A 22,144-nucleotide genomic window follows, 5' to 3' on the forward strand; every position below is an offset into this window, starting at 1 on the left:
GGCGGAGACGCAGCGCCCCCTCCGAATTGCCGCCCGAGGGCACAAGGTGACAGTCAGGTTGACACAGTTGACACGGTCCTGGAGCGGCCGGATCCGGGCATCAGAGAAGCACAAAGCGGCGTCATCGCGTGCTTATGACAGGCGACGCGGAAGTAGGAAAACTCCGCCGCCGGTCCCGTCCGGCCAGCGCCCCGCACCCCGGCGTGCGGGTGAGCGCGGCGTTCCAGCGCAATTCGTACGTGACCAGAAAACCGTCGTGATCGGAAAGCTGCGGGCTGCCGGGGCTGCCGTCGAACATGGCCTCCACCCGGATCGGGCGAATCCGCACATCCTCTCCGGTCCACAGGAACTGGAGGTCCTGCGTATCCATCCACGGCGCGTCGCCGTCCCATGAAATCTTGACGTCGCAGCCCGAAACGGGCGCGGCGCAGATCCGGTGGACGAGGCCCAGCGCCTGATACTTCGCGAAATTCTCCCAGCGCGGTTCGGAGCGGCGCATGTTGAAGTCTCCGCCGAAGATCAGCGGATTCTCGTCATCGTGGGTCTCGTCAATGAAGCGCGATGCTTCCCGCGCCTGCCGGTCGTGCGCGGAAAGATTGCGGACCGCCGGCGCCCGGGACGCGCCGCGTGAATTCATGTGGGTGTCATAGATGTCGATCAGCGAAGGAACGCCCGGGATCTCGATCCGGGCAAGCGCGATACCCTTGTTCGAAAGACAGTCGAATCCCGCGCAGGAGCGCCGTCCGTAGGCCCGTTTGCCGTAATCGACGATGGCATAGCGCGAGGCGATGGCAAGGCCGCTGCCGAAGACATGGATGCCGATCTCTCCGCGCGCGAGGCTGGAATGGCCCGGCAGACGCTCACGCGTCGCACCCTTCGCGCTGGTGGTGCGGTGGGGGCCGGAGTAGATCGCCGGATAGCCGGTGGCGATGACTGCGCGCTTGGCGGCATCGCTGAACATCTCCTGGAACAGCACGACATCCGGCGCGGTCCCCGCCGCGCGCATCGCTGCTAGCCGGCTGCCGATCTGTTCAAGAAACGGCGCGCGGCCGCTGCGCGCGGGCCAGCCGAGCCCTTCCATATTGTACGTGAGCACGGTCAGCCGGGTCGTGGCGATGGCGCTGCCCGAGGTCGCGATCACCGGCGGGTGCGTATCGGCACAGGCGACATGCGCGCGCGGCGGGGGCAGGGTGGAGCAGCCGGTGGCGAGCAGCGCGGCAAGGCCGGCGAGATAACGAGGCGGACGAAAACCGTGCATGCCGGTCGGGACGTATTCCTGCTGGCGGGACCGAAAGTGTCACCTTGTGCCGGCGTCACCTCAAGCGAGTGTCATCTTATGCGTTAGGTGTCACCTTGTGCCAAGCCTGTCACTTTGCGGGATTTTGAATGTGGTGAGGGCCAAGACGACAAAGCGAGGAAACGGCAGTTCCTCGCAATCCGTGACTCCCTCATAATCCATCATCCTGAACTTGGTTCAGGATCCATTTGGCCGCTCACCCAGACGACCGCGCGAAAAGCCCGGCAATCGCGCATCGCCGATCGAAGCACCGCGCCGGCGGCGAGATGGATCCTGAAACAAGTTCAGGATGACGTGGTAAGGTGTCTCGACGGGCGCTTTTTCGTGCCATTCCCGCCATTCTGCCAGTCCCCAATCCCCAGTCCCGCTCAGGCTGAGCTTGTCGAAGCCCCATGAGGCGTGGCGCCAGTTTCCATCCTTCGACAAGCTCAGGATGAGCGGGGTGAATGGGAGAGGAGAGGTGGTAAAAGGAGCGAGGAGAGCGGGTTGAGCGAAGCGAACCCATTCCGCTCAGGGCAAAGCCGCCGCTGGCCACTCAAACGCCACGGTGACTTCACCGGACACACTGCCATCCGACGCGAAACTGCGCTCCACCATCAGCCCTTGGCCGGTGCGCGAGAGCACGAGCACCGTGCTGCACCGCGTGCCATAGATGAAATCGCGAATGAACACCGGTGCGAAACGCGGCTCCGGGCCGTCCTCCACGCGGGCCGTCCGCCGATCCGGCTTTTCCACGCGCAGGGCATCGAGCAGCGGGGAGAGATCCTCGTCCCCGGCGTCCAGCCAGCCGGCCACTGCCTGTTCCACCGCGCGGGTCTTGGGCCAGGGCAGGTCGAAGCCGCCATTGGACAGTCCGTGGATGCCCGGGGTGAGGGCCCGTGTCTCGGTATGCGGATAGTTGGTGAGGAACCGCGCTGCGCCGCCCGCCACTTCGACAAGGTTGAACGGATTCATCGTCTCGACCGGTTCGGGCGGGCGGCCTTCAAGCAGGTCGGTGACGAGCACCCCGCGCGAGGGACGTCCCGGCTGCGCGCCTTCGGGTACGCGGTAATTGGTGACGAGCGTGAAGCGGCCGCTGTTGGTCACTCCCAGCCACGTCCCGCCGCCGACGAGATCGCGTCCGGCGATCACGCCCGAGCCGTCTTCCCAGCGCGCCAGCGGAGCGGAAGCGCGCGCATGGAATTCGTCGCGATTGCCGGCGACGACGAGCGGCCAGTCGGGATGGGCTCTCCACGCGACGGCGGCGACACACATCAGATATGGCCTTTTGCGCGCAGGCTGACATGCCCCTCGCGCCCGATCACCACATGGTCGTGCACGGTGATGCCGAGCAGGCGCCCGGCGGCGGCGAGGCGATGCGTCATTTCGATATCGGCCTGACTCGGCTCCGGCGAGCCGGAGGGGTGATTGTGGACAAGGATCAGCCCGGTCGCGCCGATGTCGAGCGCGCGGCGGATCACTTCGCGCGGGTGAATCGCCGCCTCGTCGATAGAGCCTTCGCCAACCATCTCGTCCAGGATCAGCATGTTCTTGGCGTTGAGATAGAGCACGCGCACGCGCTCGCGCGTGAGGTGGGCCATATCGATGGTGAGGTAGTCTATCAGGACCTGCCACGATCCGATCACCGGCGCCTCGCGCAGGCGTTGGCGGGATAGCCGGGTGGCGGCGACGGTGACGATCTTCAGCGCGGCGGCGGTCGCCTCGCCCATGCCGGGGTGGCCCGCCAGCGTGCGCGGATCAGCCTGGAGCACGCCCGCCAGCGAACCGAAGCGTTTGATCAGGCTGCGCGCGAGCGGCTTCATGTCGCGGCGGGGCACGGCCTGCATCAGCAGCAGTTCGATGACTTCGTGATCGGCCAGAGCCTCCGCGCCGCCTTCGATCAGGCGCTTGCGCAGCCGGGCGCGATGTCCGCTGGGGTCGTTGCCTGCCGCCTTCGCCTCCGGAGCCGTGATTTTGCCCGCGTAGGCCTCTGCAAGGCTGTTCTTGCCCGAGGCTACGGGCATGCCCGTTTCGGCGTCGTTTCCGGCGCCGAATGCCTTCGCGGAAGGCGGTTCATCAAAGAGACTGTCCTGATCGGGCATAAGCTCCACGGACAATTGCCTTTCCCGGTCCACGCGCGCAAGTGAACGATCTGAATGCCTGAGGTGCCCGACCAGTCCAACGCCCCGGCGGAGCTTATCCGGCCGTTCCTGCGCACGCGCCGCGGCGCGGCGGTAACGGGCGTGCTTGGGCTGTTCGCGCTCGGCGTCAGCGCGGTCTGGGTCATGCGCGAGGATATCGCGGACAATTTGATCGAGCATCAACTGGCCAAGCTGGAGCTACCCGCTCGCTACCGGATCGTGCGGATTTCCCCGTCCGAGGAAGTGATCCGCGATCTTGTGATCGGCGATCCCAGGCGGCCGGACCTGACGATAGAGGAAGTCCGCGTGACGACGGATTTCTCTTGGGGGTTGCCCGGAATCGGCCGCATCACTCTGGTCCGTCCGCGCCTCTACGGCAGCTTGCACAAGGGCAAGCTGAGCCTCGGCACTCTCGACAAGGCGCTCGCATCGGGCGGTGGCGACAAGGAACACCCGCTGCCCGACTACGACGTGGCGCTGGTGGACGGCCGGGTTCTGGTCGAAAGCGATTACGGCCGCGTTGCCGCCAAGATCGACGGAGCAGGGCCCCTGCGCGGCGGTTTCGCGGGACAGCTTGCGGCGATCTCGCCGGGGCTGACCTATCAGGGCTGCCGGACCGGGCGCACCACGCTCTATGGCAAGCTCAGCGTGCATGGCGAGAAGCCTGCGTTCACCGGGCCCTTGCGGATAGCGGGGCTCGACTGTCCGCCCCATGCCTTGCATGCCGACCGGGCGGATATGCAGCTTGAACTGACGTTCGACCGCCCGCTCGACGGGGTCGAGGGACGGCTGGGGCTTGAGGGCGGCGCGGTCCGGCTGGCCGACAATGGCCTTGCCGGGCTTGCGGCCTCGGGTCGTTTCACATTCCGCAAGCAGGCACTCACTGCCACCTACACGCTCGTCGCGCGCGGAGTTACGACGCCGCAGGCCCGCGCGGATGCGCTGGGATTCGATGGGCAAGTGCGCACGGATGCCGGCTTCGCCCATGTCGATATCGACGGAGATGTGACCGGCAGCGGGCTCGTTCCCGGAGCCATCGGGGACCGCGCGCTTGGCGATCTCGCGAAGCGCGGGGAGGGCACGCTGGTCGCCTCGCTGGCGAACCGGATACGCGTGGGGCTGACGGGCGAGGCGCGTGGGTCGCGGCTGGATGCCAACCTCGTCCTGCGGCGCGACGGTGCAAGCTGGAGTCTTGTCATCCCGCGCGGCAACTGGCGTGGGACCAGCGGCGCTTCACTGCTGGCGCTTTCGCGCCTGCAGGCGGTGTTCGGCCAGTCGCGACCGGTGATCACCGGTAACTTCGCGAGCGGAGGCGCGGGCCTGCCGCAAGTCTCCGGCAGAATGGAAAGCGGCACCGACGGCCGTCTGGCGCTCAGCGTGTCGATGCCGGAATATCTGGCGGGCGATTCGCGGCTGGCTTTGCCGCATCTTTCGCTGACGCAGTCCGCCGACGGGACGATGACCTTCACCGGCGAGGCTAGGCTCTCCGGCCCATTGCCCGGTGGGAGGGCGGACGGGCTGGTCCTGCCGATCGAGGGGCGTTGGGCGGCGGACGGCGCACTGGCGCTCTGGCCGCGCTGCACCACGGTGGCGTTCGACCGGCTGGCAGTGGCCAACCTCACGCTGGAGAAGCGCAGCCTGCCGGTCTGCCCGGCGCAAGGTGGATCGATTCTGCGGAACGATGCCCGAGGGCTGACGATCACCGCCGGCGTGCCTTCGCTCGACGTTACCGGCAGGCTGGGCGGCACGCGCATCCACGTCGCCAGCGGGCCGGTGGGCTACGCACAGGCTCCGGGAAGGCCCGGCGCGCTCACCGCCAAGGCTGTCGCGGTGGAACTGGGCGCCGCCGATGCGCCTTCACGTTTCCGCATTTCCCACCTTGATGCCGAGGTCGGCAAGGACATCGCAGGGACGTTCGATGAGGGCGATATCATGCTCGCTGCCGTCCCGCTCGACATGCACCAGGCGGCCGGGCGCTGGCGCTATGCAAACGACGTGCTGGCGATAGACGGGCAGAGCTTCACGCTGGTCGACCGCCAGCAGGTGCCGCGCTTCAAGCCGCTGGTTGCCCGCGATGCTTCGCTGCGACTGGAAAACGGCGTCGTCACCGCACAGGCGTTGTTGCGCGAGCCGACCAGCGACCGCGCCGTGGTGCGTGCCGATATCGTCCACGATCTCAATGCCACCACCGGGCACGCCGATCTCACCGTGGACGGCATTCTGTTCGACAAGAAAGTGCAGGCCGAGACGCTTTCGCCGCTGCTGCTGGGCATCGTCTCCAACCTCGAAGGCACAGTGAGCGGCACCGGGCGGATCGACTGGAACGCCAGGGGTGTGACCAGCCACGGCCGCTTCTTCAGTGACGGGCTTGCGTTCGCCGCGCCGTTCGGGCCGGTGAAGGGCCTGTCCGGCGCCGTGGTCTTCACCGACCTTCTCGGGCTCGTCACTGCGCCGGACCAGAAGCTGAAGCTCGCCTCGATCAATCCCGGTGTGGAAGTGACCGACGGCGTCCTCTCGTTCCAGCTGGAGCCCGGCTATCTCCTTCGCGTCAACGGCGCGCGCTGGCCGTTCATGGACGGGGTGCTGACGCTGGAACCGGCTACCATGACAATGGGGGCATCGGAAACACGCCGGTACAAGATTACCGTGAAGGGCCTGAATGCCGCGACTTTCGTGCAGCATCTGGACCTCGGCAACATCAATGCAACCGGCGTGTTCGACGGCGAACTGCCGCTGGTGTTCGACGAGAACGGCGGGCGGATAGAGAACGGCTACCTCGCCTCGCGGGCGCCGGGCGGCAATGTCAGCTATATCGGTGCGCTTACTTACAAGGACCTCTCGGCGATGGGCAATTTCGCCTTCGGGGCGCTGAAGTCGGTCGATTACAGCCGGATGGAGATCGGTCTGGGCGGTTCGCTGGACGGCGATATCCTCACGCGTATCAGCTTCGATGGGCTCAGTCAGGGGGCGGGGGCCTCCAAGAACTTCGTGACCAAGCAGATCGCCAAGCTGCCGATCCACTTCATCGTCAATGTGAAGGCGCCGTTCATGAGCCTCTTCGGCAACATGCGTTCGCTTTACGACGCCAATTACCTCAAGGACCCGCGCCTGCTCAGCGCCGAGGCTGCCGCCCGGGCGCAAGCCGCCGCAGCGGCAAAAACCGCGACTGATCCCGCGTCCGCCACCATTCAGCCTTCAGACAGCGAGAAAAAACCATGATTGGCCCGCAATTGACCGGAAGCGTTCCGGCTGCGACAAGCCCGGCGATGACGCGTTTCGCCAGCCCGTTTCCGCAGCGCACCGCTCGCCGGACCGGCAGGCGCGCCGTTCGCGCCGCAACGATGATGACGGGTCTGATCCCGATGCTGTCCGGCTGCATTCAGGTGACTGCGCCCGACAAGCCGATCGTGATCGAACTTAATGTCAACATTCGTCAGGAAGTGATCTATCAACTCTCTGCCGACGCGGAGAAGACGATCCAAGACAACGAAGGCGTATTCTGATGAGCAAGATCCGTTTCAGCCGCTCCGTCGCTTTCATGGGCGCAGCCGCGCTGGTCCTTGGGGCAGGTGGGGCCGCCACCGCGCAGGAAGCGCGCGACCCGGCCTATGCCGCCGCGCGCGCCGCCGGTCAGGTGGGCGAGCAGCGTGACGGGTATCTCGGCGTGGTCGGCAGCCAGTCGGCCGCCGTCCAGGCGATGGTTCGCGATCTCAACAACAAGCGCCGCGCCATCTATACGCAGAAGGCCGCCGGCAAGGGCACGATCGAGGAATATGCCTTCGCCACGGCCTGCCGGCTGATCTCGCAGACCAGCCCGGGGGAGAAATATCAGGCTCCCGATGACTCGTGGCAGACCCGCACCGCCGCGCCGCCGCAGCGGGATCCGCGCTGCCCGTAAGCCCAGTGAAGCGCAACACGGAAACCTGATTTAGCACTGACCTTTCCGCGGCACCGGCCCGCTCCCCTGGACCTTTTCGTGTTCCTCGGGACGGGAGAGGGCCGGTGCCGCAAGCCTTCGACGAATGTCGAAGGCGCACCCGACAAATGACTCGGGGCCCGGTGCCGCAGAGAACACGGCTCCAGATCAGTGGGGCGTTATTCTCATTTCCTTCCCAATCTTTCGTCAGTCCGACAGACGCGTGACGAACACCCGACAGCAATGATTCGCATCCGTTCGGGGGAAAGCCTCATTCCGGCATCGCCCTTGCGCTTTTCCTTTTGTTGGCGAATGCTGTGTTCCTGCGGGTACTTGGTCCCGCGAGGATGCGTGTGAACAAGAGGCGCGGCGCGCGCCCGGCCAAGGTTGACTCGGGATAAGCCCCACCCTAAGGGGGCGGCGCCCTAGGCAGGGAGCCGTTGAGCGCGTCAATCGTCCTTTGATGGAGGAGGAAGATCTGACATGAGCGACGAGCCACCTGTAGGGGACCCTGTCGGCGAGGATGCGCGCCTTGACAGGCTCGATGATCGGCTGAAAGCCCTTCGCGAGCGTGAAGAGCAGCGCAATCGACCGGCCAAGGGCGCGGAAACGGACGATGCATATCGTGCCGGTAACCGCGTTCTGGCCGATTTGCTGGGTGGGGTTGCCGGCGGTTTGTTTCTCGGTTGGGTGATTGATCACTTCGCCGGAACGTCGCCCTGGGGTCTGTTGGTGATGATGTTCCTCGGAATATTCGTTGCCTTCAGGAATATCATAAGGAATTCGAACCAGCGCCCGGATTGACCCAGAGGGGGTGGATACAGGGCGCTGTCGTTCATTGGCGACAGGGATATTCGCGTGGCTGCCGAAGCGAAGCTCGATCCGATGCACCAGTTCCAGCTTGAGACGCTGGCCGGTGCCAATTGGAACATTGCGGGATACAACATCGCCTTTACCAACAGTGCGTTGTGGATGGCGATTGCTACCGTCGTGCTGGTCGTGTTCGTCTCCGGCGGCATGAAGCGCCAGCTGGTGCCGGGTCGCTGGCAGATGGCGGTGGAGACTTTCACCGGTTTCATCGACGGAATGCTGGCCGCCAACGTCGGTCCGGCAGGCAAGAAGTACGTTCCGTATATCTTCTCGCTGTTCATGTTCATTCTCTTTGCGAACTTCCTTGGCCTGCTGCCGCTCGGCGTTTTGGGCCTGCACGCCTTCACGTTCACCAGCCACTTCTCGGCAACCGGTGTTCTGGCGGTGATGTCGTTCGCGATCGTGCTTGGGGTTGGCTTTGCCAAGCACAAGCTCCACTTCTTCTCGCTGTTCGTGCCGCACGGCACTCCGGTGGTCATGATCCCGCTGATCTTCTGCGTGGAACTGATCTCCTTCCTGGTGCGCCCGTTCAGCCTCGGCCTGCGTCTTTTCGTCGCGATGATGGCCGGCCACGTTCTTCTTGAGGTGCTTTCGAGCTTCGTGATCAGCTCGGGCAACGCCGGCATCGGCCTTTTCGCCATCGCCGGTCTGCCCAGCTTCATCCTGATGGTCGGCATCTGCGCACTGGAACTGCTGGTCGCCGGCATTCAGGCCTACGTTTTCGCTCTTCTCACCTGCGTCTATCTCAACGACGCTGAGAATCTTCACTGATTTCAATCGCATATCGCATTTTCCAAAGGGAGTTTTTGAAATGGACGCAGAAGCTGCAAAGCTGCTTGGTGCTGGGTTTGCCGCGATCGGTTGCGGCCTCGCCTCGATCGGCGTGGGTAGCGTGTTCGCGAAGTTCCTCGAAGGCGCGCTGCGCAATCCCGGTGCTGCCGACGCCCAGCAGGGCCGTCTGTTCATCGGCTTCGCGGGCGCCGAACTTCTCGGCCTGCTCTCGTTCGTCGTTGCCGCGCTGCTGATCTTCGCCTGATCACAATAGCGCACTAATCCGATCCGGCCGCGCGAACCCTTTGGTGCCGCGGCCGGGCCACCGGATGCAAGATTTCTACCGGCTACCTCGGGACAGGGCTTAACCCATGCCTCAGATCGCACAGCTTGGCGAATATTACGCCAGCCAGATCTTCTGGATGCTGATCTTCTTCGCCATCACCTTCTTCGTCGTTGGACGCGGCATGGTGCCTAAGGTGATGGATACCGTCGCCCAGCGCGACAAGCAGATTGCAGAGGACCTCGCTACGGCTGAAAAGCTGCGCGAGAGCGCCGACGCGGAAGAGGAAGCTTGGCGCACGCGTGAAAACGCGAACCGCGCCGAGGCTCAGGGCCTCATCGCCTCGGCCCGTGCCAAGGCTGGTGCTGCCACTGCCGACCGTCTCAACGCCGCACAAGTCGGCATTGAAGCGGATCTGGCTACCGCCGAAAAGCGTATCGACGAAGCGCGCCGTTCGGCCGCAAGCGAGATCGAGACCGTCGCGGCCGACGCTGCGCGTGAGATCGTCAGCCGCGTTGCCGGCCTCTCGCTTGACGAAACCGCCGTGCGCGCCGCCGTAAAGGGGAGCCTGGTTCATGGCTGATAACACTGTCACCCAACAGGTTGGCGCCCAACAGGCCGGCACCCAGCAGGCCGCTGTGCCGCAGGGCGCCGAGGCCGCCGGTACGCAGGCTCACGTCGCTGTCGAGCATGCCGAACCCGAACTGCTTGGCGTGGCTCCGCCCGTCGCAGTCGTCAGCACTTCGATGCTGGTGCTCATCGCGATCATGCTCTGGAAGGGAGTGCCGAAGCTGATCACCGGCGGACTGGATGCCCGGATCAGCCAGATCAAGGCGCACCTCGAAGAGGCCAAGACCCTGCGTGCCGAGGCGGAAGCCCTGCGCAAGGAATATGCCGACAAGATCGCGAATGCCGAAAAGGACGCCGCAGCCATGCTCGAGCACGCTCAGCATGAAGCCGAAGCGATCGTCGCCAAGGCTGAGGCTGACACCACCGAACTGATCGCCCGTCGTCGCAAGATGGTGGAAGAGAAGATCTCGGCGCTGGAACTGGCCACGATCACCGACCTGCGCCGCAAGGCCGCAGCGGCTGCCGCCAATGCCGCGGCTGACCTGATCAAGGACAACCATTCGGCTGCTGCCGACAAGGCTCTGGTCGATCAGGCAATCGCCGGCATCTGATCCCGGTTTCCGGTAACGAACACAAAAAAGCCCTCGTGCATTCGCACGGGGGCTTTTTTGTTGCCGGGCCGATGAACGTTCTGAAACCGGCAAGTCCTGTGAGTTGACAAGCCGGGCGTGTCTCCCAATTGATCGGCGCTAAGCTCTATGAGCTTGCAATAGGGGGAACTATGAAAATCGTAGCAACTTTTGCTGCCGGCCTTGCGCTGGCGGCAATGCCTGTTCTTGCTGCCGCGCAGCCGCTTTCAAAGCAGAACGCACTACAACTGACCCAACTGGGATTGGGTGACGACGCCATCGTTGCCAAGATCAGTGCCGACAAGGTGGACTTCGACCTTTCCACCGACGAGATGATCGCGCTGCGCAAGCAAGGCGTATCGTCGGCCGTGATCGCGGCCATGATCTCGAACCGCTATCAGCAGAAGGCAGAGATGTCGCTCGATTCGCCGGACCCGGCGGTCCCGCATCCGGCCGGTCTCTACGCCGTTCAGGACATCGGCCATATGCACATGCTGCGCATGGATTCGACCGTAACCAACCAGGCCAAGACCGGTGGTTTGCTTGGCTATGCCTTCACCGGCGGCATCGCGTCCATGAGCGTCAAGGCGTCGATCCAGAAGGAGACGTCCGCCGTTCCCGTACAGCGCCAGCCACGCTTCTACTTCTTCTCGGCGGAATCGAACGGCAGCGATGGCGGCGCTTGGGCAAGCGGCACGAATACCGTCGTGGCCTCACCGGCTGAACTCACGCTGATCCGCCTGATGCGGAAGGACGGACGCCGCGAGGCCCGCGTTGGAAGCGTCAATATCGCCGGTGCCAAGACCGGTGTGATGGACAAGGATCGCATCGAATTCCGGCATGAACTGGTGCGTCCCGGCGTCTACCGTATCGACGTTACCCATCCGCTCGAACCCGGTGAATATGGTTTCATCTATTCGTTGGCGGGCAACGGCTCGGCCGGCGCGATGACCGCACGGATCTTCGACTTCACCGTACAATAAACATGCGTGGCATTTTCGGCGTTTGACCGAACGAAGACAAAGCCCTCGTGCACCCGCACGGGGGCTTTTTGCTTGTGGCAGCAACCGTTCGGCACGGTGGCGATATTGATGGGGCTCGGTCCGCTCTGGTATGAGCGATGCTGCCTTTCGTGTTGCAGGGGCCGGGTTTCGATCCGGCGATTGCTTCGGTGCCCGTCGTGGCGATACCGGTCGATGTCACGGGGCTGGTGATCTATTTCAGCATTGCGCTTGCGTTTCTCTCCGGGACGCTGCTCTAGCGCCCCGGAAGCCACAAAGAAGGACGGTCATCATGGCATTCACCGCGAAGATCCTGCTGCTCGGTTCGGGCGAACTGGGGCGCGAATTCGTCATCTCGGCCAAGCGCCTCGGCTGTGAGGTGATCGCTTGCGACGCTTACGAGGGCGCGCCGGCAATGCAGGTGGCCGATCATTTCGAGGTTTTCTCGATGTTGGATGGAGAGCGCCTGCGCGCGGCGATCGAGAAGCACAAACCGGACTTTATCGTGCCCGAGGTTGAGGCAATCCGCACTGAAGTGCTTGCGGAAGTCGAGGCGGAGGGCTTCTGCGTGGTTCCTTCTGCCCGCGCCACGCAGATGACCATGAACCGCGATGCCATCCGCGAGGTCGCTGCCGTCGAACTGGGGCTGCGCACTTCGCGTTATCGCTACGCGGAATCGCTCGACGAAGTTCTGGCCGGGGCAGAACACACCGGGCTGCCCTGTGTCATCAAGCCGGTCATGTCCTCATCGGGCAAGGGCCAGAGCACGGTTCGCGACGCGGCTGAGCTGGAGAAGGCGTGGGACTATGCCGTCGCCAACATGCGCGGTGACCGCAAGCGCGTGATCGTCGAGGAGTTCGTGGCTTTCGATTACGAGATCACACTGCTGACCGTGCGCAGCCGCGAGGGCGTTTCGTTCTGCCCGCCGATCGGCCACCGGCAGGAGCGCGGCGACTATCAGGAATCGTGGCAGCCAACGCCGATGGCGCCTGCGGCAATTGCCGATGCGCAGGACATGGCCCGCAAGGTGGTGGACGATCTGGGCGGCTATGGCCTGTTCGGCGTCGAATTCTTCGTGAAGGGCGAGGAGGTGATTTTCTCCGAACTCTCCCCGCGCCCGCATGACACCGGCATGGTCACGCTGATCTCGCAGAACCTGTCCGAGTTCGACCTCCATGCACGTGCGATCCTTGGCCTGCCGGTCCCCGAGGTCACGCTTTATGGCCCGAGTGCTTCGGCGGTGATCCTTGCCGATCGGGATAGCGATTCCTTCGCCTGTGAAGGTCTCTCGGACGCGTTGGCGACACCAGGTGGGCAAGTGGACCTGCGCGTCTTTGCAAAGCCCGTGACGCGGCCCTACCGCCGTATGGGCGTTGCGCTTGCGCTGGCCGAGGACACCGATACCGCGCGGCGAGTTGCGGCCGAGACGGCGGGCAAGGTGCGCATCGTTTACAAGTGAGGTGAGGGGCTTTTGCTTGCCGTTCAAAACCTCGTCGTCCCCGCCTTCGCGGGGGCGACGGTAATCAATGCCTGAGTGTCAGGCCGGCTTCTTCCAGCCGTGAACCCGCTGGCGCACTTTCGCCAGCAGTTCCTCCATCGTCGCCACTTGCGTCACGCCGTAGCGCTGCGCGGTGATGTCGACGTTGCCCTTGCGCCAGAAGCCTTCGGGGCAAAGTACCACCAGTTTGCCGTCCCGCGCATGGAGGCCGAGTTCCAGCAGGCTCACCGGGCTTTGCGTACCGGGCGCAAGGTACATCACGATCACGTCGGCGCTTTCCAGCGCGGCCAGTTCCCATTCGACCTGGCGGCGGAACTCGGGCTCGTTCGCCTCGGGTTTCCATGCCGGGTTCCAGTCGGGCCGGCGTGGGTTGAGGATTACCACGTTCTCGTTCGACAGGGCTTTGGTGAGATCGGCCTGCCAGTCCGTGGCGCTGCCCATGTCGATGCTGCCGCCGAGGAAGACGCGGGGGGCGTCGTGTGCCGCGGGCAGGGGCTGCGGGGAGGTGACGATCGTGCTGGAGGCCATGGCGGGTGTGGTCTCCGCGCTCGCCGTGAAGAGTGTGGCGAGCGCGAGGAGAGGGGCAAGCTTGTGCAAGGTCATCGGGGGGCGGGCAGTCTCAGAACGTGTTCTTGGCTTCGCGCAGCGCCGCGAAGGTCTCCACTGCGTCGTGTCCGCCCCAGCGGGCCTGCAAGGCCGGATCGTCGGCGCGCAGGAATGGATTGGTGAGCAGTTCGCGGCCGAGCTTGGTGGGAACGGTCGGGATGCCGGCTGCGCGGGCGCGGGCCACGTCCTCGGCATAGGCGGCGAGTTCGGCATTCTCCGGGTCCGCGTGGAGGGCGAACTTGGCGTTCGAGGCGGTGTACTCGTGGGCGCAATAGAGCATGGTCTCGGGCGGGAGCGCCTTGATGCGCTGGAGGCTGGCCCAGAACTGCGGCGCGGTGCCTTCGAACATGCGGCCGCAGCCGAGCGCGAAGACCGAATCGCCGACGAAAGCGATCTGGGCTTCGGGCAGGTGATAGGCGCAATGGCCGAAAGTATGCCCGCCCACGTCGATGACGTGCGCCGTCCAGTCTCCGATTGTGACTCGATCGCCCTGCGAGACCGTGCGGTCTACGCCCGCGATCTTGCCAGCATCGCCTTCCGGCGCGGTCACGGTGCAGCCGGTTGCGGCCTTGATGGCGCCATTTCCGCCTGCGTGGTCCGGGTGCCAATGGGTGTTCCAGATCTGCGTGATCTGCCAGCCCTTGATGGCGGCCTGCCGCAGATATTCGTCGGCATCGGGGGTATCGATGCAGGCGGTCTCGCCGCTGACGGAATCGTGCAGCAGGAAGCCGTAGTTGTCACTGAGGCAGGGGAACTGGTGGACTTCGAGCATGGGATCTCTCCTTGCCGGGCGATGTAGTCCTTTGGGGCTGTGGGCGAAAGAGGCGCGGCGAAGAGGATTCGCGCGGAGGTGCGGAGATCGCGGAGGAGAACAAGAAGAAGGGAAAAGGATCGCGCAAAGGCGCAAAGGCGCGAAGAGAGTCGTTCCTGCCGAAGGCACCTGTTTCAATTGAAGGTAGCGGCATGGGCGCGGCTGGAAATCAAAGGCGGCTTGGCCGCAAGCGCAACACCTTTGAGCCTTCGCGCCTTTGCGCGATCCCCTTCTTCTTGTTCTCCTCCGCGATCTCCGCGCCTCCGCGCGCACCGCATAAAGCAAAAGCCCGCCCGGATCGCTCCGGACGGGCCTTTACTGTTTCACCTGGCGGTGAAGCTCGAAACGTTCTTACGAACGGTTCTTGAGAGCCTCGCCCAGGATGTCGCCGAGCGAAGCGCCCGAGTCCGACGAACCGTACTGTTCGACAGCTTCCTTTTCTTCGTGAAGCTGGCGAGCCTTGACCGAGAAGGTCGGCTTCTTCGAACGGTCGAAACCGGTGACCATGGCGTCGAGCTTCTGGCCAACCTGGAAGCGGTCGGGGCGCTGTTCGTCGCGGTCGCGGCCGAGGTCCGAACGCTTGATGAAGCCAGTGGCGCCATCTTCGCCAGCCTGGACTTCCAGGCCGCCGTCGCGGACTTCGAGGATCGTCACGGTGACGACTTCGTTACGGCGCAGCGAACCACCCGCAGCGACGATGCCAGCGGCCGGAGCGCCACGCTCAAGCTGCTTCATGCCGAGGCTGATGCGTTCCTTCTCGACGTCGACGTCGAGAACCACGGCCGAAACCTGCTCGCCCTTGCGGTGCAGAGCCAGCGCGTCCTCGCCCGAGATGCCCCAGGCGATGTCCGACATGTGAACCATGCCGTCGACGTCGCCGTCGAGACCGATGAACAGGCCGAATTCAGTGGCGTTCTTGACTTCGCCTTCAACCTGCGAACCGACGGGGTGCTTCTCAGCGAAGGCTTCCCAGGGGTTCTGCTGAGCCTGCTTGAGGCCGAGCGAGATGCGGCGCTTGTCCGAATCGACTTCGAGAACGACCACTTCGACTTCCTGCGAGGTCGAGACGATCTTGCCGGGGTGGACGTTCTTCTTGGTCCAGGACATTTCCGAAACGTGGACAAGGCCCTCGATGCCGGCTTCCAGTTCCACGAACGCACCGTATTCGGTGATGTTGGTGACGGTGCCGGTGAGCTTGGCGCCCACGGGGTACTTGACGGCTGCGCCTTCCCACGGATCGCTTTCCAGCTGCTTCATGCCGAGGCTGATGCGCTGGGTGTCCTGGTTGATGCGGATGATCTGCACCTTCACGGTGTCGCCGATGGCGATCACTTCGCTCGGGTGGTTGACGCGCTTGTAGCTCATATCGGTGACATGGAGCAGGCCGTCGATGCCGCCGAGGTCAACGAACGCACCGTAGTCGGTGATGTTCTTGACGACGCCTTCGATAACCTGGCCTTCGCTCAGCTTGTCGATCAGTTCGCTGCGCTGTTCGGCGCGCGTTTCTTCGAGGACGGCGCGGCGCGACACGACGATATTGCCGCGGCGACGGTCCATCTTCAGGATCTGGAAGGGCTGCGGCACGTCCATCAGCGGGGTGACGTCGCGCACGGGGCGGATGTCGACCTGCGAGCCGGGGAGGAACGCAACGGCGCCGTCGAGGTCGACAGTGAAGCCGCCCTTGACGCGGCCGAAGATCACGCCTTCGACGCGCTTGCCTTCACCGAATTCGTTTTCGAGCTTGTCCCAGGCAGCTTCGCGACGTGCACGGTCACGCGACAGCATTGCTTCGCCGTCAGCGTTTTCGACGCGGTCGACATAGACTTCGACTTCGTCGCCGACCTTGAGGCCGTGTTCACCTTCGCCGCGGGCGAATTCGCGCAGCGAGACGCGGCCTTCGCTCTTCAGGCCAACGTCGATGACGGCCTTGTCGTTTTCGATCGCGGTGACGGTGCCCTTGACGACGCGGCCTTCAAAGCCGTCGTCGGCGACGCCGCCGAGCTGATCTTCAAGCATCTTCGCGAAATCATCGCGAGTGGGAGTGGCAGAAGTAGCCATTAAAGGTTTGTTCCTGTTTATCGATTTTTCCGGCCAGGCGGTTGAATCCGCCGGTCTTCCTCCGCGCCCCGCACCATGCGGAACCCGGGCCAAAAGGGCCGAACCGCCACGGGGGCCGGATGCCCGCCGCAGCGTCCTTCAAACCTGACGGTTCTCCAGACCGGCGGCCACTACGCGCCTAAGGGGCGAAATGCAAGGAAAATGGCGGCCGGGATGGCGGTCTCGGCGGCCTGCCGAGTCAGCCTTTGCGGGCTTCGACAGCGGCGATGGCGGCGGCAACCGCCTCTTCGCGGCCCAGATCGGAGGTATCCAGCAGCACGGCATCGTCAGCAGCCACCAGCGGGGCATCCTTGCGGTTTCGATCGCGCTCGTCGCGGGCGGCAAGGTCGGCGGCGATGTCGTCCAGCGAAACGTCGCGGCCCTGTGCCTGCATTTCGAGGAAGCGGCGCTGGGCGCGGGCCTCGACCGAGGCGGTGACGAACAGCTTCACATCGGCTTCCGGGGCGATCACCGTGCCGATGTCGCGCCCGTCCAGCACGGCGCCGCCCGGGTGCGCGGCGAAGGCGTGCTGGCGCTCGTAAAGCGCGCGGCGCACCGCCGGATGGACCGAGACCCGGCTCGCGAGGCCGCCGCTTGCTTCAGAACGCAGTTCGGGGTCCGTCAACAGGCCTTCCGAAAACGCGCAGGCGGCCAGCGCGGCTAAGGGGTCATCCGGATTGCCGCCGTCGAGGAAGCACTGGCGGCCGACCGCGCGATACAGCAGGCCGGTGTCGAGATGGGGCAGTCCGAAATGGCGGGCGAGGGCTTTGGCAATAGTGCCTTTGCCCGAGGCGGTGGGTCCGTCGACGGCGATAATCATGCGGCGGCTCATGGCGGCTTGGAGCCGGTGAGGCAAGCTGCGCGTACCGTTTCCTCAGGATTCGCGGGCGCGGTCGGGGTCGAGCAATTCCGGACTGTCGGCGCCGTATATCTCTATGAGTTCGTGTTCGAAGCGCCCGGAATCGCGGGCCAGCCAGGCGACGACGACCAGCGCGACGCCAAGGCTCGCGCCGATCATCGGCAGGATCAGGGTGAGCGCGGCCAGCAGGGGCAGCGGCAGGCCGCCGAGAGCCCGGCGCACGCTGCGAGGGGCGCCCGGATGTGCCAGCTTCGACTCCATCGCTGCCTCCTTTCCTGCGGAGAGGCTATGCCCGGAACCCTTGTCGAATGGTAACCGTACGAATCGGGATCGCGGCGTCAGGTCTTCCGGCGCGTGAGCAGCGCCTTTACTAGTCCCCACCCGGCGATCAGCGCCCAGAGCGCTTCCATCGCGATCGAGGGCAGGTTCACATTCACCATCAGCGAGATCAGCAGCAGGACCGCGCCGACCAGGTTCAAGCCGTGCTGAAGGTAGCGGTTCGGATTGTCCTGATAGGTGATGTAGGCATAGGCGGCGATGCAGCACACCGTGCCCAGGAAGCCGAGTGTGTTGCTGAGCCATTCCGGCAGGTCGAGGATCATGCGGACTCCGGCGGCATAAGGGGTAGGGGCGACACGGGGCCGCCCCTGCGAGAATGCCCTTATTCCGCGAGAGTGGCCAGCAGGTCCTCGAAATTGGGGAAGCTGGTGGCGATCGGGCGCGTGTCGTCGACGTCCACGCCCTGGCGGCTGACGAGTCCGGCGACTGCCATCGACATCGCGATGCGGTGGTCGAGGTGGGTGGTCACTTGCGCGGCCGTCGCGGTGCCCGGCAGGGGCGCGCCGCCGGTGCCGGTGATGACCAGGCCGTCCTCGCGCTCCTCGATTTCGGCGCCGGCCAATGTCAGCGCGGCGGCCATGGCGGAGAGGCGGTCCGATTCCTTCACGCGCAGCTCGTCGAGGCCGCTGGTCACCGTTACGCCCTCGGCCAGCGATGCGGCCACGAAGAGGACGGGGAATTCGTCGATCATGGCAGGCGCAATGGCGGGATCGACTTCGATGCCCTTGAGTGCCGAATGCTTCACCAGCAGGTCCGCCACCGGCTCGCCGCCGACTTCGCGCGGGCTCAGGAACTCGATCTGGCCGCCCATCTGGCGCAGGACTTCGACGAGGCCCGCGCGCGTGGGGTTGAGGCCCACATTTTCGATCACGACTTCGCTGCCCGGCACCACCAGAGCGGCAACGATGAAGAAGGCGGCCGAGGACGGATCGCCCGGCACGTCGATGACCTGGGGTTTCAGTTCGGCCTCGCCCTTGATGGTGATGACGCGGGTGCCGTCGGCCTCCACGGTCACGTCAAGGTCGGCGCCGAAGCCCTTGAGCATGCGCTCGGAGTGGTCGCGCGTCGGCACCGGCTCGATCACGGTGGTCGTGCCCGGGGTGTTGAGGCCGGCGAGCAGGATTGCGCTCTTCACCTGAGCGGAGGCGACCGGGAGGCGGTAGGTGATCGGTACGGCCGGCGAGGCGCCGCGCACGATCAGCGGCAGGCGGCCTCCCTCACTGGCTTCGAAGCTGGCGCCCATTTCCGACAGCGGATCGATCACACGGCCCATCGGGCGCTTGGAGAGCGATTCATCGCCGACGAAGCTGACATTGATCGGATGGCTGGAAACGAGGCCCATCAGCAGTCGTGTCGAGGTGCCGGAATTGCCCATGTCGAGCGGGCCGGTGGGCTGGTGCAGGGCGCCGACACCGACGCCGCTGACGCGCCATTCGCCGTCTTCCATGCGCTCTACAGAGGCGCCCATCGCGCGCATGGCGGCAGCGGTGGCCAGCACGTCCTCGCCTTCGAGCAGGCCGGTCACGCGCGTCTCGCCCACAGCCAGCGCGCCGAGCATGATCGAGCGGTGGCTGATCGACTTGTCACCCGGAACGCGGATCCGTCCTTTGAGCGGTCCTGCGGGCAGGAAACGGCGGGGGCGCATGGGGGAGGCGGGGTCGTGGCTCACGGCGGTGCTTCTTTCGAGGCTGGAAGGGGCGCAAAATCGCCGGGCTTTTGACAGCGGGTGCGGCCTATGGCAAGGCGCGCGCCCTGATGCGGCCTACACGCCAGATCTGGCACGCCTGATCCGGCATGCTTGATTTTGCGCGCGGGCCCTCCCATCAAGACACAGAATTCACGCCCGTACCCTTCGGTCGGGCAATAATTGAGGACATTTCATGGCAAAGCCTGAGTGGGGCGCCAAGCACGGCTGCCCGAAATGCGGCACCCGCTTCTACGATCTGGGCAAGGATGACCCGGTCACCTGCATCGAGTGCGGCCATTCGTGGCACCCGGAGCCGGTGCTGAAGTCCAAGCAGCCGATTCCCTATGAGGAAATCCAGAAGAAGGAAGTCGTCGAGACCGAGGACGCGGATCTCGCCGATGACGATCTGGACATCGACGACGATGGCGATTCGCCGGACAACGACGTCGACCTCGGCGGTGACGACGATCTCGGCATCGGCGGCGGCGACGACGATGGCGATCGCGACGAGTAAGCCTCGGGCGCTATCTGATTCAGGAAAGGGCGCGGCGCTTCGGCGGTCGCGCCCTTTCTTTTTTGCGCAAGTGCGGGGACGGAGGGGGCGCTGGTCTCGTCGGGCGATGCGAACTTGCGTTGTGAGCGAGAGCCGCTCCGACTCGCCCGCTCTCATCGCTCCCACCGCTCTCAATCCCGCTCAGGCTGAGCCTGTCGAAGCCCCCAGCGGCGTGGTGCAAGGTCTCCATCCTTCGACAGGCTCAGGATGAGCGGAGTGTGGATGGACGGTGTTCGTGGGGGCAGCGGAGCGCTTCAGCAGTTGCTCATCCTCGCAAGTGGCGTAGGGAAATCGGGTGCCTTCCGGGGGCGATCTGAAAAATGACAGGCCCGTGAAAATTTCCTCTTGCCAGCCCGGCGAACCCAATCTAGAGGGCGGCCTCCCAAGCGGAGGCGTAAGCCGAAACGCGGGAAACGGATCGGACCTCCCGGGTCGATCCGGCGAAATGATTGGGGCCTTAGCTCAGCTGGGAGAGCGCCTGCATGGCATGCAGGAGGTCAGCGGTTCGATCCCGCTAGGCTCCACCATTTCACCGAAATAGCCTTTCAAAGTTTTCTGGGTTTGGCTATTTCGACATATCAGTTTCGCGGAAACGCGATACGCTGGCCGACGAGTTTTCGTCCGCCGGCGTTTTTCGCATAAGGTTTCCGTCACGCCGGTCAGCGAGGTTTCGCCCACCGGCGTTTTTGGCGTTCTGGCGGCTCCGGCCGTCGAAAGGGATTTCGGCATGTTCGCCGCGAGTGACGTTAGGAGCGAGAATGTTTGACTCTCTGTCTGATCGTCTTGGTGGCGTATTCGACAAGCTGCGTGGCCGCGGCGCGCTCAAGGAGCAGGACGTTCGCGATGCCATGCGCGAAGTACGCATCGCGCTGCTCGAAGCCGACGTTGCGCTCCCCGTCGTGCGCCGCTTCATCGATCAGGTTACCGAAAAGGCCGTCGGCCAGTCGGTCCTGAAGTCGGTCACGCCCGGCCAGCAGGTCGTCAAGATCGTCAATGACGCGCTGATCGAGATGCTGGGCGGTGATCAGACCGCCGAACTCGATCTGGAAGCGGTTCCGCCCGTCGTCATCATGATGGTCGGTCTGCAGGGTTCGGGTAAGACCACCAGCACCGCCAAGATTGCCCGCCTCCTGAAGGAGAAGCAGGGCAAGAAGGTCCTGATGGCCTCGCTGGACGTCAACCGTCCGGCGGCGCAGGAGCAGCTTCGCGTTCTGGGTGAGCAGGTCGGCGTCGCCACCCTGCCGATCATCACCGGCCAGCAGCCGACCGAGATCGCCACCCGCGCCATGCAGTCCGCGCGCCTTCAGGCCGTGGACGTGCTGATGCTCGACACCGCCGGCCGTCTCCACGTCGACCAGCAGCTCATGGACGAGATGAAGGCGGTTGCCGCCATCTCGAACCCCCGTGAAACGCTGCTTGTGGTCGACTCGCTGACGGGTCAGGACGCGGTCAACGTTGCGCAGTCGTTTTCCGGCGAAGTCGATCTTACCGGCGTCGTGCTCACCCGTATGGACGGTGACGCGCGCGGCGGTGCGGCGCTGTCGATGCGGGCCGTCACCGGCAAGCCGATCAAGTTCGCGGGCACCGGCGAAAAGATGGAGGCCCTTGAGGTCTTCCACCCCAGCCGCGTCGCCAACCGCATCCTTGGCATGGGCGATATCGTCTCGATCGTCGAAAAGGCGGCCGAAGCCGTCAAGATCGAGGATGCCGAAGCGCTGGCCAAGCGCATGGAGCAGGGCAAGTTCGACATGAACGACCTGCGCACCCAGCTCGGCCAGATGCAGAAGATGGGCGGCCTTGGCGCTCTGGCCGGCATGATGCCGGGCATGAAGAAGGCCAAGGCGGCGATGCAACAGTCGGGCATGGATGACCGCGTGCTGCTGCGCATGGATGCGATCATCGGTTCAATGACGCCGAAGGAGCGCGCCAACCCCGCACTGCTCAATGCCAAGCGCAAGATCCGCGTCGCCAACGGTTCGGGTACCAATGTTCAGGACGTCAACAAGCTGCTGAAAATGCACCTGGAGATGTCCAAGGCCATGAAGCAGATCAAGAAGATGGGCGGCCTCAAGGGGCTGGCCGCGATGTTCGGCAAGGGTGGCCTCGATGCTGCCATGCCCGGATTGGGCGGCGGTCTCGGTGGCGGCGCCGGTGGTCTTCCGGGAATGGGCGGTGCGCCCGATCTCAGCAAGTTTCTGAAAAAGTAATTTTTGAAGATTTGAAGGAAAGGTAAAACA

23 protein-coding genes and 1 tRNA gene are annotated in these 22,144 nt (G+C 64.6%); 14 read left to right on the forward strand and 10 right to left on the reverse strand.

Annotated elements, in window-relative coordinates:
* Positions 1-121: 121 nt before the first annotated feature.
* The 3 genes from AC1VVM_RS09440 to radC form a co-directional block, all read right to left on the reverse strand.
* Positions 122-1,258 carry an endonuclease/exonuclease/phosphatase family protein gene (locus AC1VVM_RS09440; RefSeq protein WP_482903694.1) on the reverse strand — a complete coding sequence of 379 codons (1,137 nt, stop codon included), beginning with the start codon at positions 1,256-1,258 and terminating at the stop codon, positions 122-124.
* Positions 1,259-1,807: 549 nt separating this feature from the next.
* Positions 1,808-2,551, reverse strand: a complete 744-nt coding sequence (locus tag AC1VVM_RS09445) for an NRDE family protein (RefSeq protein ID WP_482903695.1) — start codon at positions 2,549-2,551, stop codon at positions 1,808-1,810.
* Positions 2,551-3,393 (reverse strand): RadC family protein, encoded by an 843-nt coding sequence (radC, locus tag AC1VVM_RS09450; RefSeq protein WP_482903696.1) that lies wholly within the window; start codon positions 3,391-3,393, stop codon positions 2,551-2,553. The genes AC1VVM_RS09445 and radC overlap by 1 nt, the downstream gene beginning before the upstream one ends.
* A gap of 39 nt (positions 3,394-3,432) precedes the next feature.
* On the opposite strand from radC, the gene AC1VVM_RS09455 reads away from it, so the two are divergent.
* From AC1VVM_RS09455 to purT, 11 genes are all read left to right on the forward strand, one after another.
* On the forward strand, positions 3,433-6,636 hold the full coding sequence (locus AC1VVM_RS09455; protein WP_482954971.1) for an intermembrane phospholipid transport YdbH family protein: 3,204 nt from the start codon (positions 3,433-3,435) through the stop codon (positions 6,634-6,636).
* A 47-nt stretch (positions 6,637-6,683) separates the two neighbouring features.
* Positions 6,684-6,920: a YnbE family lipoprotein gene (locus AC1VVM_RS09460; RefSeq protein ID WP_243652316.1), complete on the forward strand. Its 237-nt coding sequence runs from the start codon at positions 6,684-6,686 to the stop codon at positions 6,918-6,920.
* Positions 6,920-7,315, forward strand: coding sequence for a YdbL family probable chaperone protein (locus AC1VVM_RS09465; protein ID WP_482903698.1), 396 nt, complete (start codon positions 6,920-6,922; stop codon positions 7,313-7,315). Before AC1VVM_RS09460 ends, AC1VVM_RS09465 begins: the two co-directional genes overlap by 1 nt.
* A gap of 501 nt (positions 7,316-7,816) precedes the next feature.
* The gene (locus AC1VVM_RS09470; protein ID WP_132384911.1) at positions 7,817-8,137 is read left to right on the forward strand and encodes an AtpZ/AtpI family protein; all 321 of its coding nucleotides are present in this window, start codon (positions 7,817-7,819) and stop codon (positions 8,135-8,137) included.
* A 54-nt stretch (positions 8,138-8,191) separates the two neighbouring features.
* Entirely contained in the window at positions 8,192-8,974 is a 783-nt protein-coding gene (locus tag AC1VVM_RS09475) for a F0F1 ATP synthase subunit A (RefSeq protein WP_482903699.1), read from the forward strand.
* Positions 8,975-9,014: 40 nt separating this feature from the next.
* On the forward strand, positions 9,015-9,239 hold the full coding sequence (locus tag AC1VVM_RS09480; protein WP_054439786.1) for a F0F1 ATP synthase subunit C: 225 nt from the start codon (positions 9,015-9,017) through the stop codon (positions 9,237-9,239).
* Positions 9,240-9,345: 106 nt separating this feature from the next.
* Positions 9,346-9,840 (forward strand): F0F1 ATP synthase subunit B family protein, encoded by a 495-nt coding sequence (locus AC1VVM_RS09485; protein WP_132384913.1) that lies wholly within the window; start codon positions 9,346-9,348, stop codon positions 9,838-9,840.
* Positions 9,833-10,438 (forward strand): F0F1 ATP synthase subunit B family protein, encoded by a 606-nt coding sequence (locus AC1VVM_RS09490; RefSeq protein ID WP_482903700.1) that lies wholly within the window; start codon positions 9,833-9,835, stop codon positions 10,436-10,438. The genes AC1VVM_RS09485 and AC1VVM_RS09490 overlap by 8 nt, the downstream gene beginning before the upstream one ends.
* 170 nt (positions 10,439-10,608) lie before the next feature.
* Positions 10,609-11,439, forward strand: coding sequence for a hypothetical protein (locus AC1VVM_RS09495; protein WP_482903701.1), 831 nt, complete (start codon positions 10,609-10,611; stop codon positions 11,437-11,439).
* Between the two features lie 137 nt (positions 11,440-11,576).
* Positions 11,577-11,717 (forward strand): magnesium transporter, encoded by a 141-nt coding sequence (locus AC1VVM_RS09500; protein WP_482903702.1) that lies wholly within the window; start codon positions 11,577-11,579, stop codon positions 11,715-11,717.
* 32 nt (positions 11,718-11,749) lie between these two features.
* A complete protein-coding gene (purT, locus tag AC1VVM_RS09505; RefSeq protein ID WP_482903703.1) occupies positions 11,750-12,916 on the forward strand; it encodes a formate-dependent phosphoribosylglycinamide formyltransferase in 1,167 nt (388 codons plus the stop codon).
* A 78-nt stretch (positions 12,917-12,994) separates the two neighbouring features.
* Here purT and AC1VVM_RS09510 read toward each other — a convergent pair whose 3' ends face one another.
* From AC1VVM_RS09510 to aroA, 7 genes are all read right to left on the reverse strand, one after another.
* A complete protein-coding gene (locus AC1VVM_RS09510; RefSeq protein ID WP_482903704.1) occupies positions 12,995-13,558 on the reverse strand; it encodes a nucleoside 2-deoxyribosyltransferase domain-containing protein in 564 nt (187 codons plus the stop codon).
* A gap of 16 nt (positions 13,559-13,574) precedes the next feature.
* Positions 13,575-14,333 (reverse strand): hydroxyacylglutathione hydrolase, encoded by a 759-nt coding sequence (gene gloB, locus AC1VVM_RS09515; protein WP_132384917.1) that lies wholly within the window; start codon positions 14,331-14,333, stop codon positions 13,575-13,577.
* Positions 14,334-14,723: 390 nt separating this feature from the next.
* Positions 14,724-16,430: a 30S ribosomal protein S1 gene (gene rpsA / locus AC1VVM_RS09520; RefSeq protein ID WP_132384918.1), complete on the reverse strand. Its 1,707-nt coding sequence runs from the start codon at positions 16,428-16,430 to the stop codon at positions 14,724-14,726.
* 238 nt (positions 16,431-16,668) lie between these two features.
* Entirely contained in the window at positions 16,669-17,289 is a 621-nt protein-coding gene (locus AC1VVM_RS09525; protein WP_482903705.1) for a (d)CMP kinase, read from the reverse strand.
* Between the two features lie 54 nt (positions 17,290-17,343).
* Positions 17,344-17,589, reverse strand: a complete 246-nt coding sequence (locus tag AC1VVM_RS09530; protein WP_482903706.1) for a hypothetical protein — start codon at positions 17,587-17,589, stop codon at positions 17,344-17,346.
* Positions 17,590-17,666: 77 nt separating this feature from the next.
* Positions 17,667-17,930 (reverse strand): CBU_0592 family membrane protein, encoded by a 264-nt coding sequence (locus AC1VVM_RS09535; protein WP_132384921.1) that lies wholly within the window; start codon positions 17,928-17,930, stop codon positions 17,667-17,669.
* Positions 17,931-17,989: 59 nt separating this feature from the next.
* Positions 17,990-19,312: a 3-phosphoshikimate 1-carboxyvinyltransferase gene (gene aroA / locus AC1VVM_RS09540; RefSeq protein WP_482905183.1), complete on the reverse strand. Its 1,323-nt coding sequence runs from the start codon at positions 19,310-19,312 to the stop codon at positions 17,990-17,992.
* Between the two features lie 235 nt (positions 19,313-19,547).
* On the opposite strand from aroA, the gene AC1VVM_RS09545 reads away from it, so the two are divergent.
* The 3 genes from AC1VVM_RS09545 (at position 19,548) to ffh (ending at position 22,114) form a co-directional block, all read left to right on the forward strand.
* Positions 19,548-19,868: a TIGR02300 family protein gene (locus AC1VVM_RS09545; protein WP_132384922.1), complete on the forward strand. Its 321-nt coding sequence runs from the start codon at positions 19,548-19,550 to the stop codon at positions 19,866-19,868.
* Positions 19,869-20,358: 490 nt separating this feature from the next.
* Positions 20,359-20,434 (forward strand) — tRNA-Ala (locus AC1VVM_RS09550).
* Between the two features lie 231 nt (positions 20,435-20,665).
* Complete coding sequence (gene ffh, locus AC1VVM_RS09555; RefSeq protein WP_482903707.1) at positions 20,666-22,114, forward strand: signal recognition particle protein; 1,449 nt, start codon at positions 20,666-20,668, stop codon at positions 22,112-22,114.
* The last annotated feature ends 30 nt before the right edge of the window (positions 22,115-22,144 follow it).

The sequence above is a fragment of the Novosphingobium sp. BL-S-33 genome, from assembly GCF_056857025.1.